At 49.6% G+C, this 16928-nt stretch carries 18 protein-coding genes and 3 tRNA genes; 4 read left to right on the top strand and 17 right to left on the bottom strand.

Annotation, left to right across the window (positions count from 1 at the left end):
- Positions 1-20: 20 nt before the first annotated feature.
- The 6 genes from Q0499_RS11340 to Q0499_RS11315 all read right to left on the bottom strand — a co-directional run bounded on the left by Q0499_RS11340 (position 21) and on the right by Q0499_RS11315 (position 2980).
- Positions 21-1226 (bottom strand): hypothetical protein, encoded by a 1206-nt coding sequence (locus tag Q0499_RS11340; RefSeq protein ID WP_299199381.1) that lies wholly within the window; start codon positions 1224-1226, stop codon positions 21-23.
- Positions 1216-1644, bottom strand: a complete 429-nt coding sequence (locus Q0499_RS11335) for a hypothetical protein (protein ID WP_299199378.1) — start codon at positions 1642-1644, stop codon at positions 1216-1218. Before Q0499_RS11335 ends, Q0499_RS11340 begins: the two co-directional genes overlap by 11 nt.
- Positions 1645-1805: 161 nt before the next feature.
- Positions 1806-1881 (bottom strand) — tRNA-Glu (locus tag Q0499_RS11330).
- 238 nt (positions 1882-2119) lie between these two features.
- Positions 2120-2195 (bottom strand) — tRNA-Gly (locus Q0499_RS11325).
- A 10-nt stretch (positions 2196-2205) separates the two neighbouring features.
- Positions 2206-2281, bottom strand: a tRNA-Glu gene (locus tag Q0499_RS11320).
- Between the two features lie 234 nt (positions 2282-2515).
- The gene (locus Q0499_RS11315; RefSeq protein ID WP_299199376.1) at positions 2516-2980 is read right to left on the bottom strand and encodes an Lrp/AsnC family transcriptional regulator; all 465 of its coding nucleotides are present in this window, start codon (positions 2978-2980) and stop codon (positions 2516-2518) included.
- Positions 2981-3121: 141 nt separating this feature from the next.
- Between Q0499_RS11315 and Q0499_RS11310 the strand changes: the two genes are divergently transcribed.
- Positions 3122-4105 carry a hypothetical protein gene (locus Q0499_RS11310; RefSeq protein WP_299199374.1) on the top strand — a complete coding sequence of 328 codons (984 nt, stop codon included), beginning with the start codon at positions 3122-3124 and terminating at the stop codon, positions 4103-4105.
- Between the two features lie 10 nt (positions 4106-4115).
- On the top strand, positions 4116-5033 hold the full coding sequence (rarD, locus tag Q0499_RS11305) for an EamA family transporter RarD (RefSeq protein WP_299199372.1): 918 nt from the start codon (positions 4116-4118) through the stop codon (positions 5031-5033).
- Positions 5034-5114: 81 nt separating this feature from the next.
- Here rarD and pobA read toward each other — a convergent pair whose 3' ends face one another.
- From pobA to Q0499_RS11265, 8 genes are all read right to left on the bottom strand, one after another.
- Positions 5115-6320: a 4-hydroxybenzoate 3-monooxygenase gene (gene pobA / locus Q0499_RS11300; protein WP_299199465.1), complete on the bottom strand. Its 1206-nt coding sequence runs from the start codon at positions 6318-6320 to the stop codon at positions 5115-5117.
- A 192-nt stretch (positions 6321-6512) separates the two neighbouring features.
- Complete coding sequence (locus Q0499_RS11295) at positions 6513-7202, bottom strand: VIT family protein (protein WP_299199369.1); 690 nt, start codon at positions 7200-7202, stop codon at positions 6513-6515.
- A gap of 175 nt (positions 7203-7377) precedes the next feature.
- Positions 7378-8040, bottom strand: a complete 663-nt coding sequence (locus tag Q0499_RS11290) for a TrkA family potassium uptake protein (RefSeq protein WP_299199367.1) — start codon at positions 8038-8040, stop codon at positions 7378-7380.
- Positions 8037-9491, bottom strand: coding sequence for a potassium transporter TrkG (locus Q0499_RS11285; protein WP_299199365.1), 1455 nt, complete (start codon positions 9489-9491; stop codon positions 8037-8039). Before Q0499_RS11285 ends, Q0499_RS11290 begins: the two co-directional genes overlap by 4 nt.
- Before the next feature lie 103 nt (positions 9492-9594).
- Complete coding sequence (locus tag Q0499_RS11280) at positions 9595-10035, bottom strand: OsmC family protein (RefSeq protein WP_299199363.1); 441 nt, start codon at positions 10033-10035, stop codon at positions 9595-9597.
- Between the two features lie 58 nt (positions 10036-10093).
- Positions 10094-11134, bottom strand: a complete 1041-nt coding sequence (locus tag Q0499_RS11275; RefSeq protein WP_299199362.1) for a zinc-dependent alcohol dehydrogenase family protein — start codon at positions 11132-11134, stop codon at positions 10094-10096.
- Between the two features lie 206 nt (positions 11135-11340).
- Complete coding sequence (locus Q0499_RS11270; protein ID WP_299199359.1) at positions 11341-11532, bottom strand: hypothetical protein; 192 nt, start codon at positions 11530-11532, stop codon at positions 11341-11343.
- Between the two features lie 90 nt (positions 11533-11622).
- On the bottom strand, positions 11623-11856 hold the full coding sequence (locus Q0499_RS11265; protein ID WP_299199357.1) for a glycine zipper 2TM domain-containing protein: 234 nt from the start codon (positions 11854-11856) through the stop codon (positions 11623-11625).
- 398 nt (positions 11857-12254) lie between these two features.
- On the opposite strand from Q0499_RS11265, the gene Q0499_RS11260 reads away from it, so the two are divergent.
- Together Q0499_RS11260 and Q0499_RS11255 are read left to right on the top strand one after the other, a co-directional pair.
- On the top strand, positions 12255-12815 hold the full coding sequence (locus Q0499_RS11260; protein WP_299199355.1) for a lipid-binding SYLF domain-containing protein: 561 nt from the start codon (positions 12255-12257) through the stop codon (positions 12813-12815).
- A 114-nt stretch (positions 12816-12929) separates the two neighbouring features.
- Positions 12930-13118 (top strand): Thivi_2564 family membrane protein, encoded by a 189-nt coding sequence (locus Q0499_RS11255; protein ID WP_299199353.1) that lies wholly within the window; start codon positions 12930-12932, stop codon positions 13116-13118.
- 379 nt (positions 13119-13497) lie between these two features.
- On the opposite strand, the gene Q0499_RS11250 is transcribed toward Q0499_RS11255, so the two are convergent.
- From Q0499_RS11250 to Q0499_RS11240, 3 genes are all read right to left on the bottom strand, one after another.
- Positions 13498-13671 (bottom strand): hypothetical protein, encoded by a 174-nt coding sequence (locus Q0499_RS11250; protein WP_299199351.1) that lies wholly within the window; start codon positions 13669-13671, stop codon positions 13498-13500.
- Between the two features lie 242 nt (positions 13672-13913).
- Entirely contained in the window at positions 13914-15248 is a 1335-nt protein-coding gene (locus Q0499_RS11245) for an HlyD family type I secretion periplasmic adaptor subunit (protein ID WP_299199349.1), read from the bottom strand.
- A complete protein-coding gene (locus Q0499_RS11240; protein ID WP_299199346.1) occupies positions 15248-16921 on the bottom strand; it encodes an ATP-binding cassette domain-containing protein in 1674 nt (557 codons plus the stop codon). Before Q0499_RS11240 ends, Q0499_RS11245 begins: the two co-directional genes overlap by 1 nt.
- Positions 16922-16928: the final 7 nt, after the last annotated feature.

The raw sequence follows: 16928 nt of genomic DNA, 5'->3' as shown, positions 1-16928 counted from the left end.
TTATCTCACGACTTCATTGTTTAAAAATGGTAGGTCGCCTGCAATGAAAATGCGTTCCAGTACTTCCGCAAAGCCAACGCGTCAGGATTATCCTGCTCTGCTAACCAGCCGGTACCCTCAACATTGTGCAGTTCAGCCCTGAAGAGCCACTTTGGATCTGGTCTCCAGCCAACACCCAGAGTCAGATCTTTGGCATAAAAATTATGCGCCGGCCGGGTATAAAACAGAACACTATTCTGTTTACCCTGGGGGTCATCTTTATCAAGCTTAAGATCATCATAGCGCAGTAACAGATCCCAGCTGTAATTAAACCGGTATTGTAACTGCACATAGTAGGACTCAATAGTGGTTACCGGGTTGAGAGTGAAAACACCGCCCAGCTCACGCCAATCGAGTTCATGTAGCATATACTCGCCGGTGAGACTCCAGTTTTCAGAATTGTACTGAGCTGACAGCGCCAGGACACTGAGATTGAGGTTTCCCTCATTAAGTTCGTTCCACAAGGTTGGGTCATTTCCAGGCTTATAGCCCAGCCGGTATTCAGCGCCGGTCAGTCCCACCCGGATTCGGCCACCATCAACACTGTAGATAGCCCGCCCCATAACACCATCGGAGTCGTTAAGTTTACCCGGGGCATCAAACGCAAAGTAGGCATATTCCACGTTAGTATCCGTTTGCGGACTACCGTACAGCAGATCCAGATCCAGCCAGCCACCCGGCACTTCCAAAGAGCTATATAAAATCACCCCATCAATAGAAAGTTCCAGATCCCGCGCCTGATCAAAATAGAGTGACTGTGGCAACATAATACTGGGACGGGTAAAGGCAACATCGCGGGTTTCATTGTAAAAACCAAACGGAATCTTCAGACGGCCTACCCGCACACCAACGGCTTTTTCCACCGAATCATTAAAGCGATAATCCAGCAGCGCATAATCCAGTTTGGGTTCGCCATTATCAACCTCGCCCGCCTGCCGCGACATCACCTGTACGGCCCCGCGCAATTCTGGAGCAAAGCGGTAGGCTGTATTCAGACCGATTTCATGAAAATCGAAACTCGGCTTATTATCACTGTCACCATAAACATTGTTATTGTCGGTGTAAAAAACACCCTGAGTGATGAAGCCATTGACCGAAAAGGTCTCCTCTGCAGCCCGCACAGACGACGATAAACACAGACCACTGACCGCAGATAACAGCAGAGTCGCGAAATATTTAAAATTCATCGACAACCCTCACCGTCTCAAGGTTTAACTTAAAAGATTCAGCAATGTAACCAATCGATCCTTCGGTTTGGCTAACCATACGATACATCTCCTCCATGTTCTCAACGGTGACCGGAAACGATCCTGTTCCGGTATAAACCTGTCGATCCCAATTATTTCGCAGCTGATAGGGGAATACTTGCAGGTGCTGCTTTACAAACCGTTGATGCAGGTTGTTACGGTCAGGCAAGACAAAAACCCGTATCGGCCTGCCATCCGGCCAACGGGTAATGCGCATTGAAAATGCAGCGAGAAGAAAGTTTTTATTTATCGCCTGCTCTTTTACATCCAGAGAAACAATCACTGAATCAGCCAGAAGCGGTCCCGAAGACAGCCCCAGCACAACAAAGAGCAACGACATCCTTATCAGCGAAATCATTAAAATGATTAACCCATGAAATCATTGAGCTTTTATAAGCATTGAGTCGCCAGTATATACGATGCACGGGTAACAGAATACGGTCTGCAAGAAAAAGCTACTCAGGATGAGGAATGTGTATAGTTGTGAGTAATGAATAGAAAAGCAGAGAGATATAGAAGTGGCGTCCCATAGGGGGTTCGAACCCCTGTTACCGCCGTGAAAGGGCGGTGTCCTAGGCCACTAGACGAATGGGACACAGTCACATTTGTAACTTCCTCGTCAGAGGAGGCGCGTATATTAATGACTAACCCCACCCTCGTCAAGAAAAAAACAACAAAAAAGTCATCCTACTGAAACAACTGCAGCACACTAAAAAAACCGGCGTAAAAACCAGCATAGAACTGATCGGGTTAACGTGAGGAGATAGCAAAACAATAATCAGGGATGGGGTAAAAAAAGTGGAGTGATAAGATAACAACAGGATAGATAAAAATGGAGCGGAATATCGGGCTCGAACCGACGACCTGAACCTTGGCAAGGTTCCGCTCTACCAACTGAGCTAATTCCGCGTCATAAAGATGGCGTCCCATAGGGGGTTCGAACCCCTGTTACCGCCGTGAAAGGGCGGTGTCCTAGGCCACTAGACGAATGGGACGCTGAGTGACTCCGTTTCCGGAAGACGGTGCGTATCTTATTGATATGGCCTGTTTCGGTCAACCCCTTAAGGATGATTTTGTCGCATTTTTTTCATCATTCTTTGTCATGAAAATTGTCGTGAAAATCTGACTCAACCGGCATTCACCCGTTACCGCAAATTTCCCCTTAGATCCCCGGCCAAAAACCGTTCCCGCACGGTTGCGTACAGCCCCGGAGCAACAGCGAAACAGCGTTACAACGGGATCGCCGTACTGAACTTATCCCGACGCAGAGAGATCAGTGTGCGAAACTTGCTCAGATTCGCATCGGTTGAGAGGTATTTACGCGTAAAGGTCTCGTAGCTCTCCATATCTTCCACCATCAGCATCAACAGGAAATCGACCTCTCCGGTCACCTGATAGCACTGGGTCACCTCCGGAGCGGCATCCATCTTACGCTTAAAGGCATCATAGATATCCAGCTGATCACGGACCATCTCAACCTCAACAATAATATTGATATAGCGCCCCACTAATCGCGGGTTGATCAGCGCCACTTCCGCCATAATAATCCCCTCCTCTCTCAGACGACGCACTCGGCGTAAGCACGCTGGCGGGGACAAGCCGATCTTTTCTGCCAGATCCTGATTACTAATCCGGCTATCACGCTGCAGTATATTGAGGATATGCCGGTCTGTTCTATCCAGCCCTGATGTCATCAAAAACCCTCCGCCTTAATTTATGAAAAGAATATTAATCATAATAGAAATATAATTAGGTATAACACCTCAAAAACAAAATCGAAAGCCAGAGCTGTCGATTAAACTAGCAGCTTCTTGCATCTGTTCATGGCCTCTTAAATGCAGCATCGACTTAAAGCATTTTTTTATCAAACCGTTCCCAGCCTGGCGAATGAGATCTATGCGGTCTGCCTGATGCTGTTTAAGCTGATGATTCCAGTGCTGATCATCGTCAAGATCCTGGAAGAACTGGGTGCTATTCCCTATATCAGCAAGGTATTAGAGCCTGCGATGCTGCTGGTAGGTCTGCCGGATTCGATGGGACTGGTGTGGGCCACCACTCTGCTAACCAGTATCTACGGTGGAATGCTGATCTTCTTTCAGCTAGCGCCGCAGGAAAACCTGAGCGTCGCCCAGGTGACCGTCATTAGCACCATGATGCTGATCGCTCATAGCCTGCCCATAGAGCTGCGCATTGTACAAAAAGCCGGTGTGAAACTGATGGTCGCCCTGCTGATCCGTATCGTTGCGGCGTTAGTACTCGGAGCACTATTACATTACAGCTACCGCTGGGGTGACTGGCTACAGCAACCGGCGGTACTGATCTGGCAAACACCAGCAACCGATGACAGCCTGCTCAGCTGGTGCATCAGCCAACTGCAAAGTTTTGCCATGATCATTCTAATTATCACTGCGTTGATGAGCCTGCTGCGTTTCCTGCGCTGGATTCATATCGAGCGCCTGATGATCTGGTTACTACAGCCACTGCTCAAACTGCTGGGCATTGGCCCGCAGGCGACCTCGCTGACGATTATCGGTGTAACACTGGGCCTGTCATTTGGTGGAGGATTATTGATCCGCGAAGCCCAGAGCGGCCAGGTCAGCGCCAAAGACTGTTTTTCAGCGTTGTGTCTGCTCAGCCTGTGTCACAGCATGATCGAAGACACCCTGCTGGTACTGACACTGGGTGCCGATCTCTCGGGCGTGCTCTGGGCCAGACTTGCCTTTGGCCTGCTGTTTGTCGCCATCATGACCCGTGTGCTGAAGCGGATTTCCGTGTCCACCCAACAGCGCTGGTTACTTCACCCCGTTACCCGAGATTAAGGAAATCTGCATGCAAATCGACACCAGCGAACAACGCAAAGGCATATTGTTCGCACTCTCCGCTTATGGCATGTGGGGCCTGTTTCCCATCTACTTTAAAAGCGTTGCTGAGGTCAGCCCCTTTGAAGTGCTTTCTCACCGTATTATCTGGTCAGTTATCTTCATGGCCCTGTTCATCGCTGCATCTGGCCGATGTCAGGAGTTGCTGCGAAACCTGCGCCAAAAGAAACTACTCGCCAAACTGGCCGCTTCCGCTATTTTGATCTCCATTAACTGGGTGGTGTTTATCTGGTCCGTAGGACAAGGACATATCCTCGATACTTCGATGGGATACTTCATCAACCCGCTTGTTAGTTTGCTGTTAGGCATGTTAATTCTTGGCGAGCGACTCAGACGAGTTCAGTGGCTTGCAGTTTCAATGGCAGTTATCGGCGTTGCCTATCAACTTGTTCTACTCGGCAGCCTGCCCTGGGTTGCACTGGTGCTAGCCTGTAGTTTCGGCACCTATGGCCTGCTGCGCAAACAGATAGTGGTCGACCCGTTCTCAGGCCTGTTGATTGAAACCCTGCTACTCAGCCCTTTTGCCCTGCTCTATCTGTTCTGGCTGGCACAACACAACGAGTTGGCCTTTGTTTCTGAAAGCGTCCGGATGTCCGTGCTACTGATCGCTGCGGGTATTGTCACCAGCCTGCCACTGATCTGCTTTGCCGCAGGCGCTAAACGCCTGACGCTGACCATTAACGGGCTGTTGATGTACATTACCCCCAGCCTTACCTTTATCCTTGCTGTGGTCGTTTATGATGAACCGCTGGACGCTAATAAGCTGGTGACCTTTGCACTGATCTGGACCGGCTTAATACTGTTCACCGCAGAGGGGATATGGCAGAGTAAAAAGATGCCTGTTAAAACGCTTAAAGCGCAGCCATAAAAACAAAAACACCGGCATCGGCCGGTGTTTCTTTATCCACTAACAGACTTAGCGGTCTTGACTAAACGGATCGACCCCGGATTAAGGCGCCAACTCTTCGTAGGGTAAACCAACATATTGCTCGGCAATCACCCGACGACCATTTTCAGAGTTCAGGTAGTAGTTCAGCTCTGAATCCATAAACCGTTTGAAGGTTGCGGCATCCATATCGCCGGTTTCCATCTGCCCAAAGTTGTGCAGCATATTACTCATCCACCAGGAGAAGCGCTCACCGTTCCACACCCGGCGCAAGGCGATATCTGAGTACTGGGTAATACACTCAGGATCGTTCTCTTTATAGACACGGGTCATAATTTTGTACAGGGTCGCCACATCAGACGCCGCAAGGTTAAGACCTTTAGCACCGGTTGGCGGCACGATATGCGCGGCATCCCCCACCAGGAACAGACGACCATACTGCATCGGCTCACAAACAAACGATCGTAGCGGCGCAATACTTTTCTCGATGCTTGGCCCGGTGACCATGTTTTCAGCCACATCGGCAGGCAGACGCTTCTTCAGCTCTTCCCAGAAAGCGTCATCCGACCAGTCTTCCACTTTATCGGTCAGTGGCACTTGCAGGTAATAGCGGGAGCGGGTTTCAGAACGCATACTCGCCAGCGCGAAACCGCGCTCATGCTTGCAGTAGATCAACTCACTATTACAAGGTGGCGTATCACTCAGCAGCCCCAGCCAACCAAATGGATAGACCCGCTCAAACTCGGTCCGCACATTTTCAGGAATGGTCTGCCGCGAAACACCGTGAAAACCATCACAGCCCGCGATGTAATCACACTGAAGTTCATACTGCTCGCCATCATGGGTAAAAGTAACAGAGGGGGAATCGGATTTTACATTCAACGGTTGCACATCAGAGGCTTCGTAGTAAGTCGGCAGGCTCGCCGCTTCACGGGCATCCATCAGATCCTGGGTAATCTCGACCTGCCCATAGCAGACCACGGTTTTACCGCCGGTCAGACCTTTCAGGTCGATGTGATAGCGTTCGCCATTGGCGGAGATTTCAAAACCATCATGGACATCACCGCTGCTATCCATACGTTCAGCAACACCCGCCTCACGCACCAGATCGGCAAAGCCCTGCTCCAGAATACCCGCACGAATACGGCCTAAAACATAATCACCGGTGACCCGCTCAAGAATAATATTGCTGATCCCCTGCTTCGCCAGCAGCTGGCCCAGCAACAAACCCGAAGGACCTGCACCAATAATAGCAACCTGTGTTTTTATAGTTTTCATCATCACCTCTTGTCTTAACAGCATAGAACCGCAATGCATTGCATTGACCTGTGTCTATAGTGCGGTCAACAAGGGTGTTAATGAATAGATTATCAGATCGATTGATTGTACTTTTTTGACAGTCAGATAAGCAGTTTCAGGCGCACACGGGTTTCACCAGGGTGCGCTTTGTGCTGATGACGTTCAGGCAACCACACCAAAAAGCTGCCCTACTCCGGCGGTCAGCGCCATCGCAAGTGCCCCCCAGAATGTCACCCTGATAGCACCGATAGTGATTGATGCCCCACCTGCACGCGCTGCAACCCCGCCAAGGAGGGCAAGAAACACCAGCGAAAACAGCGCAACCATAATCATCAGCAAGCTGCCAGGCACGGCCCAGGCCACCACTAATGGCAGCGCAGCACCAATAGTAAAGGTGCCTGCTGAATAAAACGCCGCCTGAACTGGCTGGGCACTTCCGGTTTCGGTGATACCGATCTCATCCCGGGCATGGGCACCCAGAGCGTCATGTTCCATCAGCTGTTCAGCGACCTGCTTAGCCAACGCCGGTTCGAGCCCTCGTCCGACATAGATAGTGGCAAGCTCTTTTTTCTCAAACTCAACATCATCTTCTAAAGACTTCCGCTCAATTTCGAGATCAGCATTTTCCGTATCCGACTGCGAACTGACGGATACATACTCACCCGCCGCCATAGACATAGCGCCAGCGACTAACCCCGCCACCCCCGCCAACAACACACCCTCATGAGTAGTGCTCGCCGCGGCAACCCCGATAATCAGGCTGGCCGTTGAGACTATGCCATCGTTTGCCCCCAGTACTGCAGCACGCAACCAACCTACCCGGTGCGATCTGTGGATCTCTTCATGGCTCATATAACGTCCTGTTTCATATCGATTGAATAGAGGTTGAGTAGAATGTCAGCTGATGCTGAGTGTAGGGCCAACCCTTTGGCCTGTACAGTGATGTGAGGCAGTGATATTCAGCTATGGGCATTCATTAAATATCGGGGTTTAAATTATCACTGTCAGTGTTATCCGCGTCTGCGGCTTACTCTATATCGTCAATAGGGGTACTCAACTGCTTACGCAGTGTTTCAAGATTTTTTCGATGGGTAATAATAATCACCTCATCTTCCTCTTCAATCAGCTGATCTTCTTGCGGAATAATCAATTTTTCGTTGCGATAGATACACATAATGCGGCTGTCTTTGGGCAATGCCAGACCACTCACTTCGCCAACATCTTTTTCCTGCGCAACAAACGAAAACGGCGATGCGTCATATCGAAACATCGTAGAGAGTTCAAACAAATCACGGCCTTCGAACATATCCGCCAGGTGCCTGCCGATGGTACGTGACGGGGTAATGGTGGCCTCCAGCCCGAGTTCGATGCAGATATGCTCATAACTCGGATCCTGTATCTTCGTCACAACCTTATCAAAGCCTAACGAACGGCCAACCAGACTGGCAATGATGTTGGTCTGATCATGACCGGTAAGACAGTAGAGAACATCGGTGTCTTCCGGGTTCGTTTCCCTCAGCAATGAAGGTTTACTACCATCGCCATGCAGAAAACCACAATCTAAATCGTTACAGATCTCATCAATCTTATCTTTATCCCGCTCAATAATAATCACGTCATGATTACGTTTTAGGAGAAACTGTGCGGTCATTATCGCGGTGGAACTTGCACCCACAAATATCGCTTTCATGATAATTCCTTACGTTTGCCGATCCAGTTGGGCAGATACAGCACCACCAGCAATGCAATCATTTCCAGCCGTCCAAAGAGCATATCCAGACACAGAATAAGCTTCAGGAACGTTGGCATATCAACCGTGGTGATGCCCGTGCTCAAGCCTACCGTGGCCGTTGCTGACACCACCTCAAACAGTGCATTCATCGGGCTGAAACCGTAGAGCAAAAATACAAACCAGGAGCAAACCACCACCCCGAGAAATAACAGAATAAGAATCAGAGCGCGTTGTACTTCAGTATCTTCTAACACCTTGCCTCCCAATTTTGGGTAAAGCACGGCCTGTGGTGGCATCATCACACGCCGCATGACAATCTGAATCAGGCGCAGCACAATCAGCAAGCGTAATAGTTTGATACCACCGGCTGTCGAACCGACACCGCCACCGATTAACATCGATACAATCATGCTGAGTTTGGCGCTATCGTCTATCCGGCTCAGGTCAAGCGTAGTAAAGCCCGTGGTCGACTGTGCCGAGATCGCCAGTGACAACGCATGCCCGACAGCATCGCCAAACGCCATGTCTGAATGAAAATAAAAGGACAGCAACAGCAGCAGCGTCACCAGCGCCACCGCCACAATAAGCGCACGCAGCTCTGCATCCTCAACACCTTTGCGCCATTTTTTTGAGCACAACACCGCATAGAGAGGCAACGGTAAAGCACCACACAGACTGATTGTTAAAATAGCCCACCGACTATATCGGCTATCGATATCCGCAAGACTGTTATCAAATTGAGAAAAACCACCCGTTGATACTGCGGATAACACATGGTTTACGGAAACCATGCCGTTACCGGAGATCAGCCAGACCAGAGCAATGCCGATAACCGTCAGTACGCTGTAGATAATCAACGTCTGGCGCGCATGAATACAGGTCGCTGTCGCCAGAGTTTCACCGCCCAGCGGCTCACTCAGCGTTCGCCCCGGAAGCTGAGCGCCCATTAACATCGCAACCGACAACACGATAATGCCCAGCCCTCCGTACCACTGCATCCATGAACGGGCAAAGAGAAACGTCTGAGGCTTACCGGCAAGATCGGTGGTCACCGACAGGCCTGTCGTAGTGACCGCTGACACCGCTTCAAACAGCGCGTTAGAAAAACTTAAACCACTGCCCATAAACGGAAAGGTCATCAGTAATGGAGAAAACACAAAGGCCAGCGCAACAATTGTCAGCGCCTCATTCGTTTGTATATGTCTGGGTTCAACGATGGCGCGTGACATACTCCAGGAAAGCATCAGTACAGCAATGACACCGAGGTAGCGTAGCGCGATCTCAAAGTCCTGAAACATAACCGCAGCCGCCAGCGGCACGAGCGTCAACAGAGCCAGCATAAAAGCCAGCAAACCCAGATATTTTGCTAACACCGGGAGGCGCACGGCATAACTGAGTTTAGCGGTCATAATAGCCATCTACAGAAGAGACCGATTGAGAGTAAAAAACTCGGTGATGGAGTGCCTTAACCTTTGCAGAAAAACACTGATAACATCCTCGGGTATTAAGTCGCTAATCACCACTACTGATAATTTCACATTCGAGGTTCGACTGGCACAATAAAGAGTTACTGATAAAACAGGTTTCCCCTGCTTTCTTAAGTGCTTTCCGGGCTGCTTCTATATTTTCCGTTGCCAGAATTTGTAATTTGGCTTTGGTTAAAATATCGGTAAACTGGACCTGCCTGTTGGCACTGTCTAACGTCCCCACCGCGACGCACTCTATGGCGGACCATTCAAGCTTAGAGGCTGTCGCTATCGCCCTGAATGAAAGCACAAAACAGCTGGCAACCGATGCCATGAGCAACGCTTCGGGTGACCATTGATCTCCGGGGCCGCCAAATTGTGATGGCGGTGCCACATCAAGCGCGGGCAGATTTTCAGCTTTTGCAGTCAGACTACTTTCCGGTTTGCCTGCAACGGTGACAGTGTAGGTATGGGGAAACTGGCTCATTATCAGATGCTCTCGACTGCATTGGGAAGATCAGGGTTAACCGCGAACTCAGCTACCACTAAGCCACCTCGATAATGACTTTAATCGCTTTGGTTTTAGCCGCGTTCTCAAATACCTCATAGGCTTCAATAATCTGATCCAGCTTAAAACGGTGGGTAACCAACTGTACCGGGTCAACCTTTTTAGACTGTACGCTGGACAAAAGCATCGGCGTAGAAACAGTATCCACAAGGCGCGTGGTGATAGAGATATTTTGTGACCAGAGTCGCTCCAGATGCAGGTCGACTTTTTTACCATGTACGCCGATATTCGCAATGGTTCCGCCGGGCGCAATAATGTCCTGACACAACTCGAATGTGAGCGGAATACCAACCGCTTCCATTGCCGTATCAACACCACGCTGCTGAGTAAGCTTCATAATGGTCTCGGCCGCCTTACCATCGCTGTTATTGACGATAGTTGTCGCACCAAACTGTTTGGCAACCTCCAGGCGTGCATCATCAATATCCACCATGATTATCTGCGCCGGTGAGTAAAACTGTGCTGTCAACAACGCTGATAGTCCGATCGGACCGGAGCCCACGATTGCAACCGTCGAGCCTGGCGCAACTTTGCCATTGCAGACACCACATTCATAGCCGGTCGGCAGAATATCACTCAACATCACATACGCTTCTTCGTCAGCGCCTTCAGGAATAGGATAGAGACTAGTGTCGGCATGCGGAGTACGCACATATTCAGCTTGCGTGCCGTCGATCTCATTACCCAGAATCCAGCCCCCGGTGGTGCAGTGAGAATACATTCCACGTCGACAATATTCGCACTTACCACAAGCAGAAACACAGGAGATCAAAACCCGGTCGCCGGGATGAAATGCCGTCACGCCAGCACCTACAGAGTCGATAATACCCACCCCTTCGTGACCCAGTATGCGCCCCGGTTCACAGGTTTCAACATCGCCTTTGAGGATATGTAAATCGGTACCACAAATGGTTGTTTTCACCATTTTCACGATGGCGTCGCCCGGCTCCTGCAGCTCAGGTTTAGGTCGGTCTTCAAGTACTTTTAGTCCCTTACCCTGATAAACAAAAGCTTTCATAGTTGTATCCTTCAGTTCACTATGCGGCGGTAAGGCGCGCATTAAATAACCACTTTGCACCTAAAGCAGAACAAGATCTGTACGCTGCCACACATAGACTCATCATTTCAGATGAAAGGGGATAGCCGGTTGGTATCCCTATTCGTCAGTGATTGGTCATCAGTGATTGACCAATGGCCGCTATTTAAGACTCAGGGCTAACGCAATTAGTTATTTCCCTGTGCCGTGTCCTTAACCGATTCACCGGTATCCTCCAGCTTTTCACCTACTTTCTCTGCCGCACTGTCGATACTTTCACCGGCCTTTTCCATTGGGCCATCCTGGCTGTCACAACCAGGCAGAGTCATAAGTAAAGCACTTGCCATAAGGGCGGCACTGATAATCTGCATTAGTTTCATCTTTAATTTCTCTTATTACGTTTTGAGCATTGCGTTCTGAGTATTACCTTTTGAGGATCTCGATCTTGCACATTGATCGACAGGCCATCGCTACTTGTCGATTTCGTGCCCGATTACACCGCCAACCGCGGCACCACCGACGGTTCCGGCCGCACTGCCCCCTGTAAGAATGGAACCACCAACGGCACCAACACCTGCACCGATAGCGGTATTCTGTTCTTGTCTCGACATACTGTTGCATCCAGCCAGGCTGAGCAGCATAAGGGCAGCCATCGTAGTGACTGCGCAGCGCTTCAGGGTCTTCATGCTATCTACCTTATTCATGGTCTTTCCTTTTTTTTGATGAGACTCTTTTGATGAGATTTTTTTGATGAGCGGGTTCTTAAACATCGACCAGTCATACTTAGAGGCTCCTGGCGTCACACTCTCAAAAGGTTTGGTATCGGTTCCAGTGGGTTTAGCTTACCCAGAATCCACATCGCCATCTGTCTGCTGACGTACATAAGCAGCAACAAAGATATCAGCCGCGCAAAAGGCCGCCCTCTGACACTGAACTGAATAAACCGCAGAGTGTTCGCTAACGTACAGACCGCGCCTGATTTGTGGCGCAACCTCATCATCAGCACTAACGACACAGCTGCACAGACCACAACTCTGATTCGTCCAGCAGGAGATTAGTACTCGTCAGTAAACATCAGAGCCCCACTTGCAGGAGTAGCACAATGTACACATCATCCAAAAAATTAATAACTTCCTTTCTCTCAGCGGCAGCAATCATCGCGATGACCGTTATGACCCCGGTCAGCGCAGCAACATCAGAAGATCTGGACAAGGACTCAAAGCAAGCCTTGCAGACACTCTATGACACACAAACGGTTGCTAAAACGTTATCGAAGACCGCCAAAGCGGTGCTGGTATTTCCCAATATGGTCAAGGCAGGCCTGGTATTCGGCGGTAGCTATGGTGAAGGCGAACTGATCGAAAACGATCAGGTTGTCGATTATTACAACAGCGTCACCGGCTCATGGGGCTTACAAATAGGCGCGCAAACTTACGGCTATGCGGTTTTCCTGATGACCGACAAAGCGGTTAAATATCTCAAGGATTCAAAAGGCTGGGAACTGGGTGTAGGCCCAACCGTGGTCGTCGTTGATGACGGTGTGGCAAAGAATATGTCGACATCCTCAATGAAAGATGACGCCTATGCTTTCATATTCAGCCAACAAGGATTGATGGCCGGAATCAGTATTGAGGGCACCAAAATCTCCAAAATTAACCGCTAAACCCTGAACAAAGTAAGCCGGACACGATCAGTGTCCGTCTTATCTATTTCTCTACCCTGGTCGACCGGTAAGTGAACATCAGCCGGAATATCAGCAAACCTTAAGGATACCCACATGCCACTGATTAATCTGATTGTCGCCCTGATTGTAGTGGGCGTGCTGCTTTGGCTGGTCAATACTTACCTGCCGATGGACCGCAAGATCAAAAACATCCTCAACATCGTCGTCGTCATTGTTGTTGTGATATGGTTGCTACAAGCATTCGGTGTATTGGGATCGATGCAGAGTATACGTATTGGATAACGCTTCGTTATACAAAAAAGCGGATGCATCGTGATAAGACTATCAGATCTGTTTATGGTCTTGAGGCGGGCACCGGCGCATCGTTATTTTTCGGGGGGATTGCCCTCCCTGGGCACTCAGCACTTTACACAATGACGATACAAATTTTTAAGGTTTGCAGATCGGCTCCGGAGCTCAAGTCATTTTAGAAGCAGAATGCACCTTACCGTTTGTCCGTCAACACACATTACCGACCTGGAAGCGCCAGCTTTTGTCCCGTTTCGGTGCGAGCAGCCAGGGCTGCAGAACTAACGCGCTCTCTTTTCATTAAAGCTCTTTTTTAAATTATTAAAGCTCCCGGGTAAGTTTACAATTCCCAGGCACCACCCCTTATTAGCTGTCACTCATCATCTTTGCTAATCGTGATCTCAATAGATTTGCTGTTACCTGCAAACCACTTCTGAACATACAAAGAGCCGACGATTGGCGCGGTTCCCTCTTCGGGTACTTCTTTATAACGCACACTGTTTTTGGTTTCTTTCTCGAACTCAAACCTGACTACTTTCTTAGACATAAAGCTTTCCCGCTAAGCTATTTCGTCCTGACTATACAGCGACGACTATTATTTAACACGTGACCAATTGTACAACCAGCCATCCGCCTAATAAATCCGACTGACAGTCTGGGTATAAGGCCACAAAGAGTATATTTTCACCGCAGTATTGCGCAATTTTACATGTTGGAAGTGATACCACGAGAGACAGCACATAAAACAATCTTCATCGTTCCGACGCTCCTGCGTGGGAACGACACAATTCAGGGCTCAATCAGCGCATTTTGAGAGATCGACATAAACGGCTCGAACAGATAGCTGATAACCGTACGGGAGCCAACCAGTATCGACACCTGGACACGTACCCCCGGAATCAACCGAAACGATTGCGCTCCGCGAATAAACTCATAAGTATCAGGCCTGACTCTGACCTTATAAAAAGGCATACCGTCATTATCCACCATACGATCGGCACTCACCGACACCACCTCACCGGTGATAGGGCGGAAGCCTCTGGCAGTACCTGACATCAACTCCATCCGCACCCGATGGCCGACCCTGACCAGGCCAACATCCCCTACCGGCAAGCGGGTTTCAATCACTAAGGGGTCATCAACGGGGACCAGGTTCATCAAGGTACCGCCGGGTTTAACCACAACATCAGGCCCCAGCACATTGAGGTTTAAAACAGTACCATCTGAAGGTGCAGTAACGATAAGCCGGTCCTGAGTGTCGGATAACTTAAGACGCTGATCTTGCAGTTCTTCGAGTTCCATCCGGGCTTCGGAAAACTCAGTTTCTAAGGCTTCGATCTCTGTTGAACGAAATGACTCCAGTTCCGACTGAGCGGCACTGATTGAGGCCTCGGCGCTCTGTTTAGTCGAACGAATCTCGGCCACCGCACCGGTCAGTGATCGCTCTTCCTGCAGCAGATTCAACTGCTCATATTTGGTTACCAGACCATCTTTTAGCAACGCATTATTAATACTCACCTGCTCTCTGAGTAAGCGTAATTTCTGATTAAGATGTAACTCTCTGGAATTCAGTTCTCTCAACTCAGCTTCTCGCTGCTCGATCAGTCTTAACAGCCGATCCTGAGTGGAGCGATACCGATCAAAAGCGGCAGTCAGAATCTGATTAGCATTATCGATCTGTTGAGCATCCTGTGGTGAATACCCCTTAGGCACCGGCAAAGAGGATTCACCGGCAAGCTGCGCCCGAATTCTCATCACCCGAATTTCAAGTGAGCGGATACGCTTTTCCACGACCCCCAGATCAGCTTCGGAGGCAACACGCTTCAGCTCGACCAACGGCTGGCCCTTTTCGACTCGTTGCCCCTCAGACACGAGAATAGCGCGGACAATCCCCCCTTCAAGATGCTGAATGGGCTTGGTCAGCGTTGCCGGTATCACTTCGCCTACGGACCGACTCGCCATATCAAGGGTAAAAAAAGACACCCAAAGAGCCAGCAGCAGCAATAATACTCCAAGCCCCCAGATATGTAAGCGACTGGATAAAATGCCACGGATGTCGTCCGGATCATGATCGGGTTTGAAGTATTGCGTTAACTGACTGAGCCCCAGGATTTTAAATGGCATTATTTAGCATCCAACTCATGTTTTATGGGTTCTGCGTGAACAACGCCCGGCTGAGGCTTTTTATCGAGATCGATCATAAAATTGGCTGCTTTAATGATAAATGCTTCATTCGACATCACAACAACGGTTTTTCCCGCTTTGATTAACCGGTTGAGAATATTCGCGACAGCGATACAACCCTGGCTATCAAGCGCTTCGGTAGGATCATCAAAGATGACAACCTGACCATCGACTAACAACGCCCGCGCTAGTGCGATACGCCTTCTGACGCCCATAGAGAGAGAGGCACCATTGGCATAAAGCGGCATCAACAGCCCCTCTTTGCTGTTTTGCAAAAAGCTCCCCAAACCCACTTCTTGCAGCGTCTCAACCAACAGATCATCATCGATATCTCGACCCATTGTGAGGTTTTCCCTTAAGGGAGCATCGAGAAACATCGGCTCCTGCGGAAAATAGGTTAGCTGCTGACTCCACCATACTTGCGAGGCCTGACGCAGATCCATATCGTCTATTTTGATACGCCCCCTCGCAGGCTCCAGCAGGCCGGTTAACAGTCGGGCAAACGTGGTTTTACCGGCCCCGTTCGCCCCTTTAAAAACCAACACCGTGCCGGGAGGTTGTTTGAAATCAAGGGATTCAAATAACGGCACCGGCTGACCAGGATACGCAAAGGCAAGATCCTCAAAGGCAAGATCACCCTTAACATGCGTCAGGCTCATCCCCGCTTCATTCTGCTGCGGTAAGCGGGCAAGCTGTCCCAAAAGCTCAAGTGAGCGCATCCCTCTTTTGACCGGTTCGATAAGTTGCATCACCCGATTTAACTGGCCAATCGCCCGGGAGCCTAAAATACTGGCGCCAATCAGAGAACCCACATCAAGATTACCCGCTAGAACCTCGCGAGAACCTAAGCCGAAGATAACGATACTACCGAGCGCGGCACTGATAACACCAATGGTGCCGATATGCCCCTGCAGACCCGCCACCATTCCCCTGAAGCGAGTCACATCCTGAACATTTTCATCCCATTTAGCCGCCACCAATGTTTGTGTTGGAAATGCACGGGTTAACTCCGCACTGGAACAAAGGCCGTTTTGCAAACGCCCCCAGGAGACCACCGACTTAATCAGCCCTTTGGAAGGGTCATCGATGGCGTTATACAGCAGCCAGGTAAATCCTGCGATGATCAGACTTAATAACAGTACTCCTGACCCCACCACAGGACTCAACAGAAAAACGAACAACACAAAAATCAACCCAAATGGGCCATCCACGAGGGATAACAGATTCTGTGGGCCAAATGACATCTGTACTGTATTAAGACCACTCAAGGCCTCACGCCGCGCCTCTGAAGGTAGATTTTCAAAGGACAGATAGCGACTGGAGGTAATAGCATGCATCGCAGCTTTCGCCATCTGTTTATCGGATTTGCGACAGAGCCATTTAACGACATTATGCCGGGCGCCTCGTAAAAACACCTCAAGTCCAATGGCGATCAGTGCACCTAATGTTAATGTAATCAGTGTTTCATCAATGCCCAGGGCCAGATAGCGGTTGAGCACCTGAATGCTGTATAACGATGACACCAGCCCCAGCATATTGATAATCAGTGATACCACGAGCACTTCAATGGCAAGGCGCCTCTCCTGAGTGAGGCGCCGGTAGAACTCCTTCATTTAATGT

This window comes from uncultured Amphritea sp. (genome assembly GCF_937127095.1).
GTDB lineage: Bacteria > Pseudomonadota > Gammaproteobacteria > Pseudomonadales > Balneatricaceae > Amphritea.
Note: the sequence above shows the minus strand (reverse complement) of the source record. Positions and strands in the feature narration are given on the sequence as shown.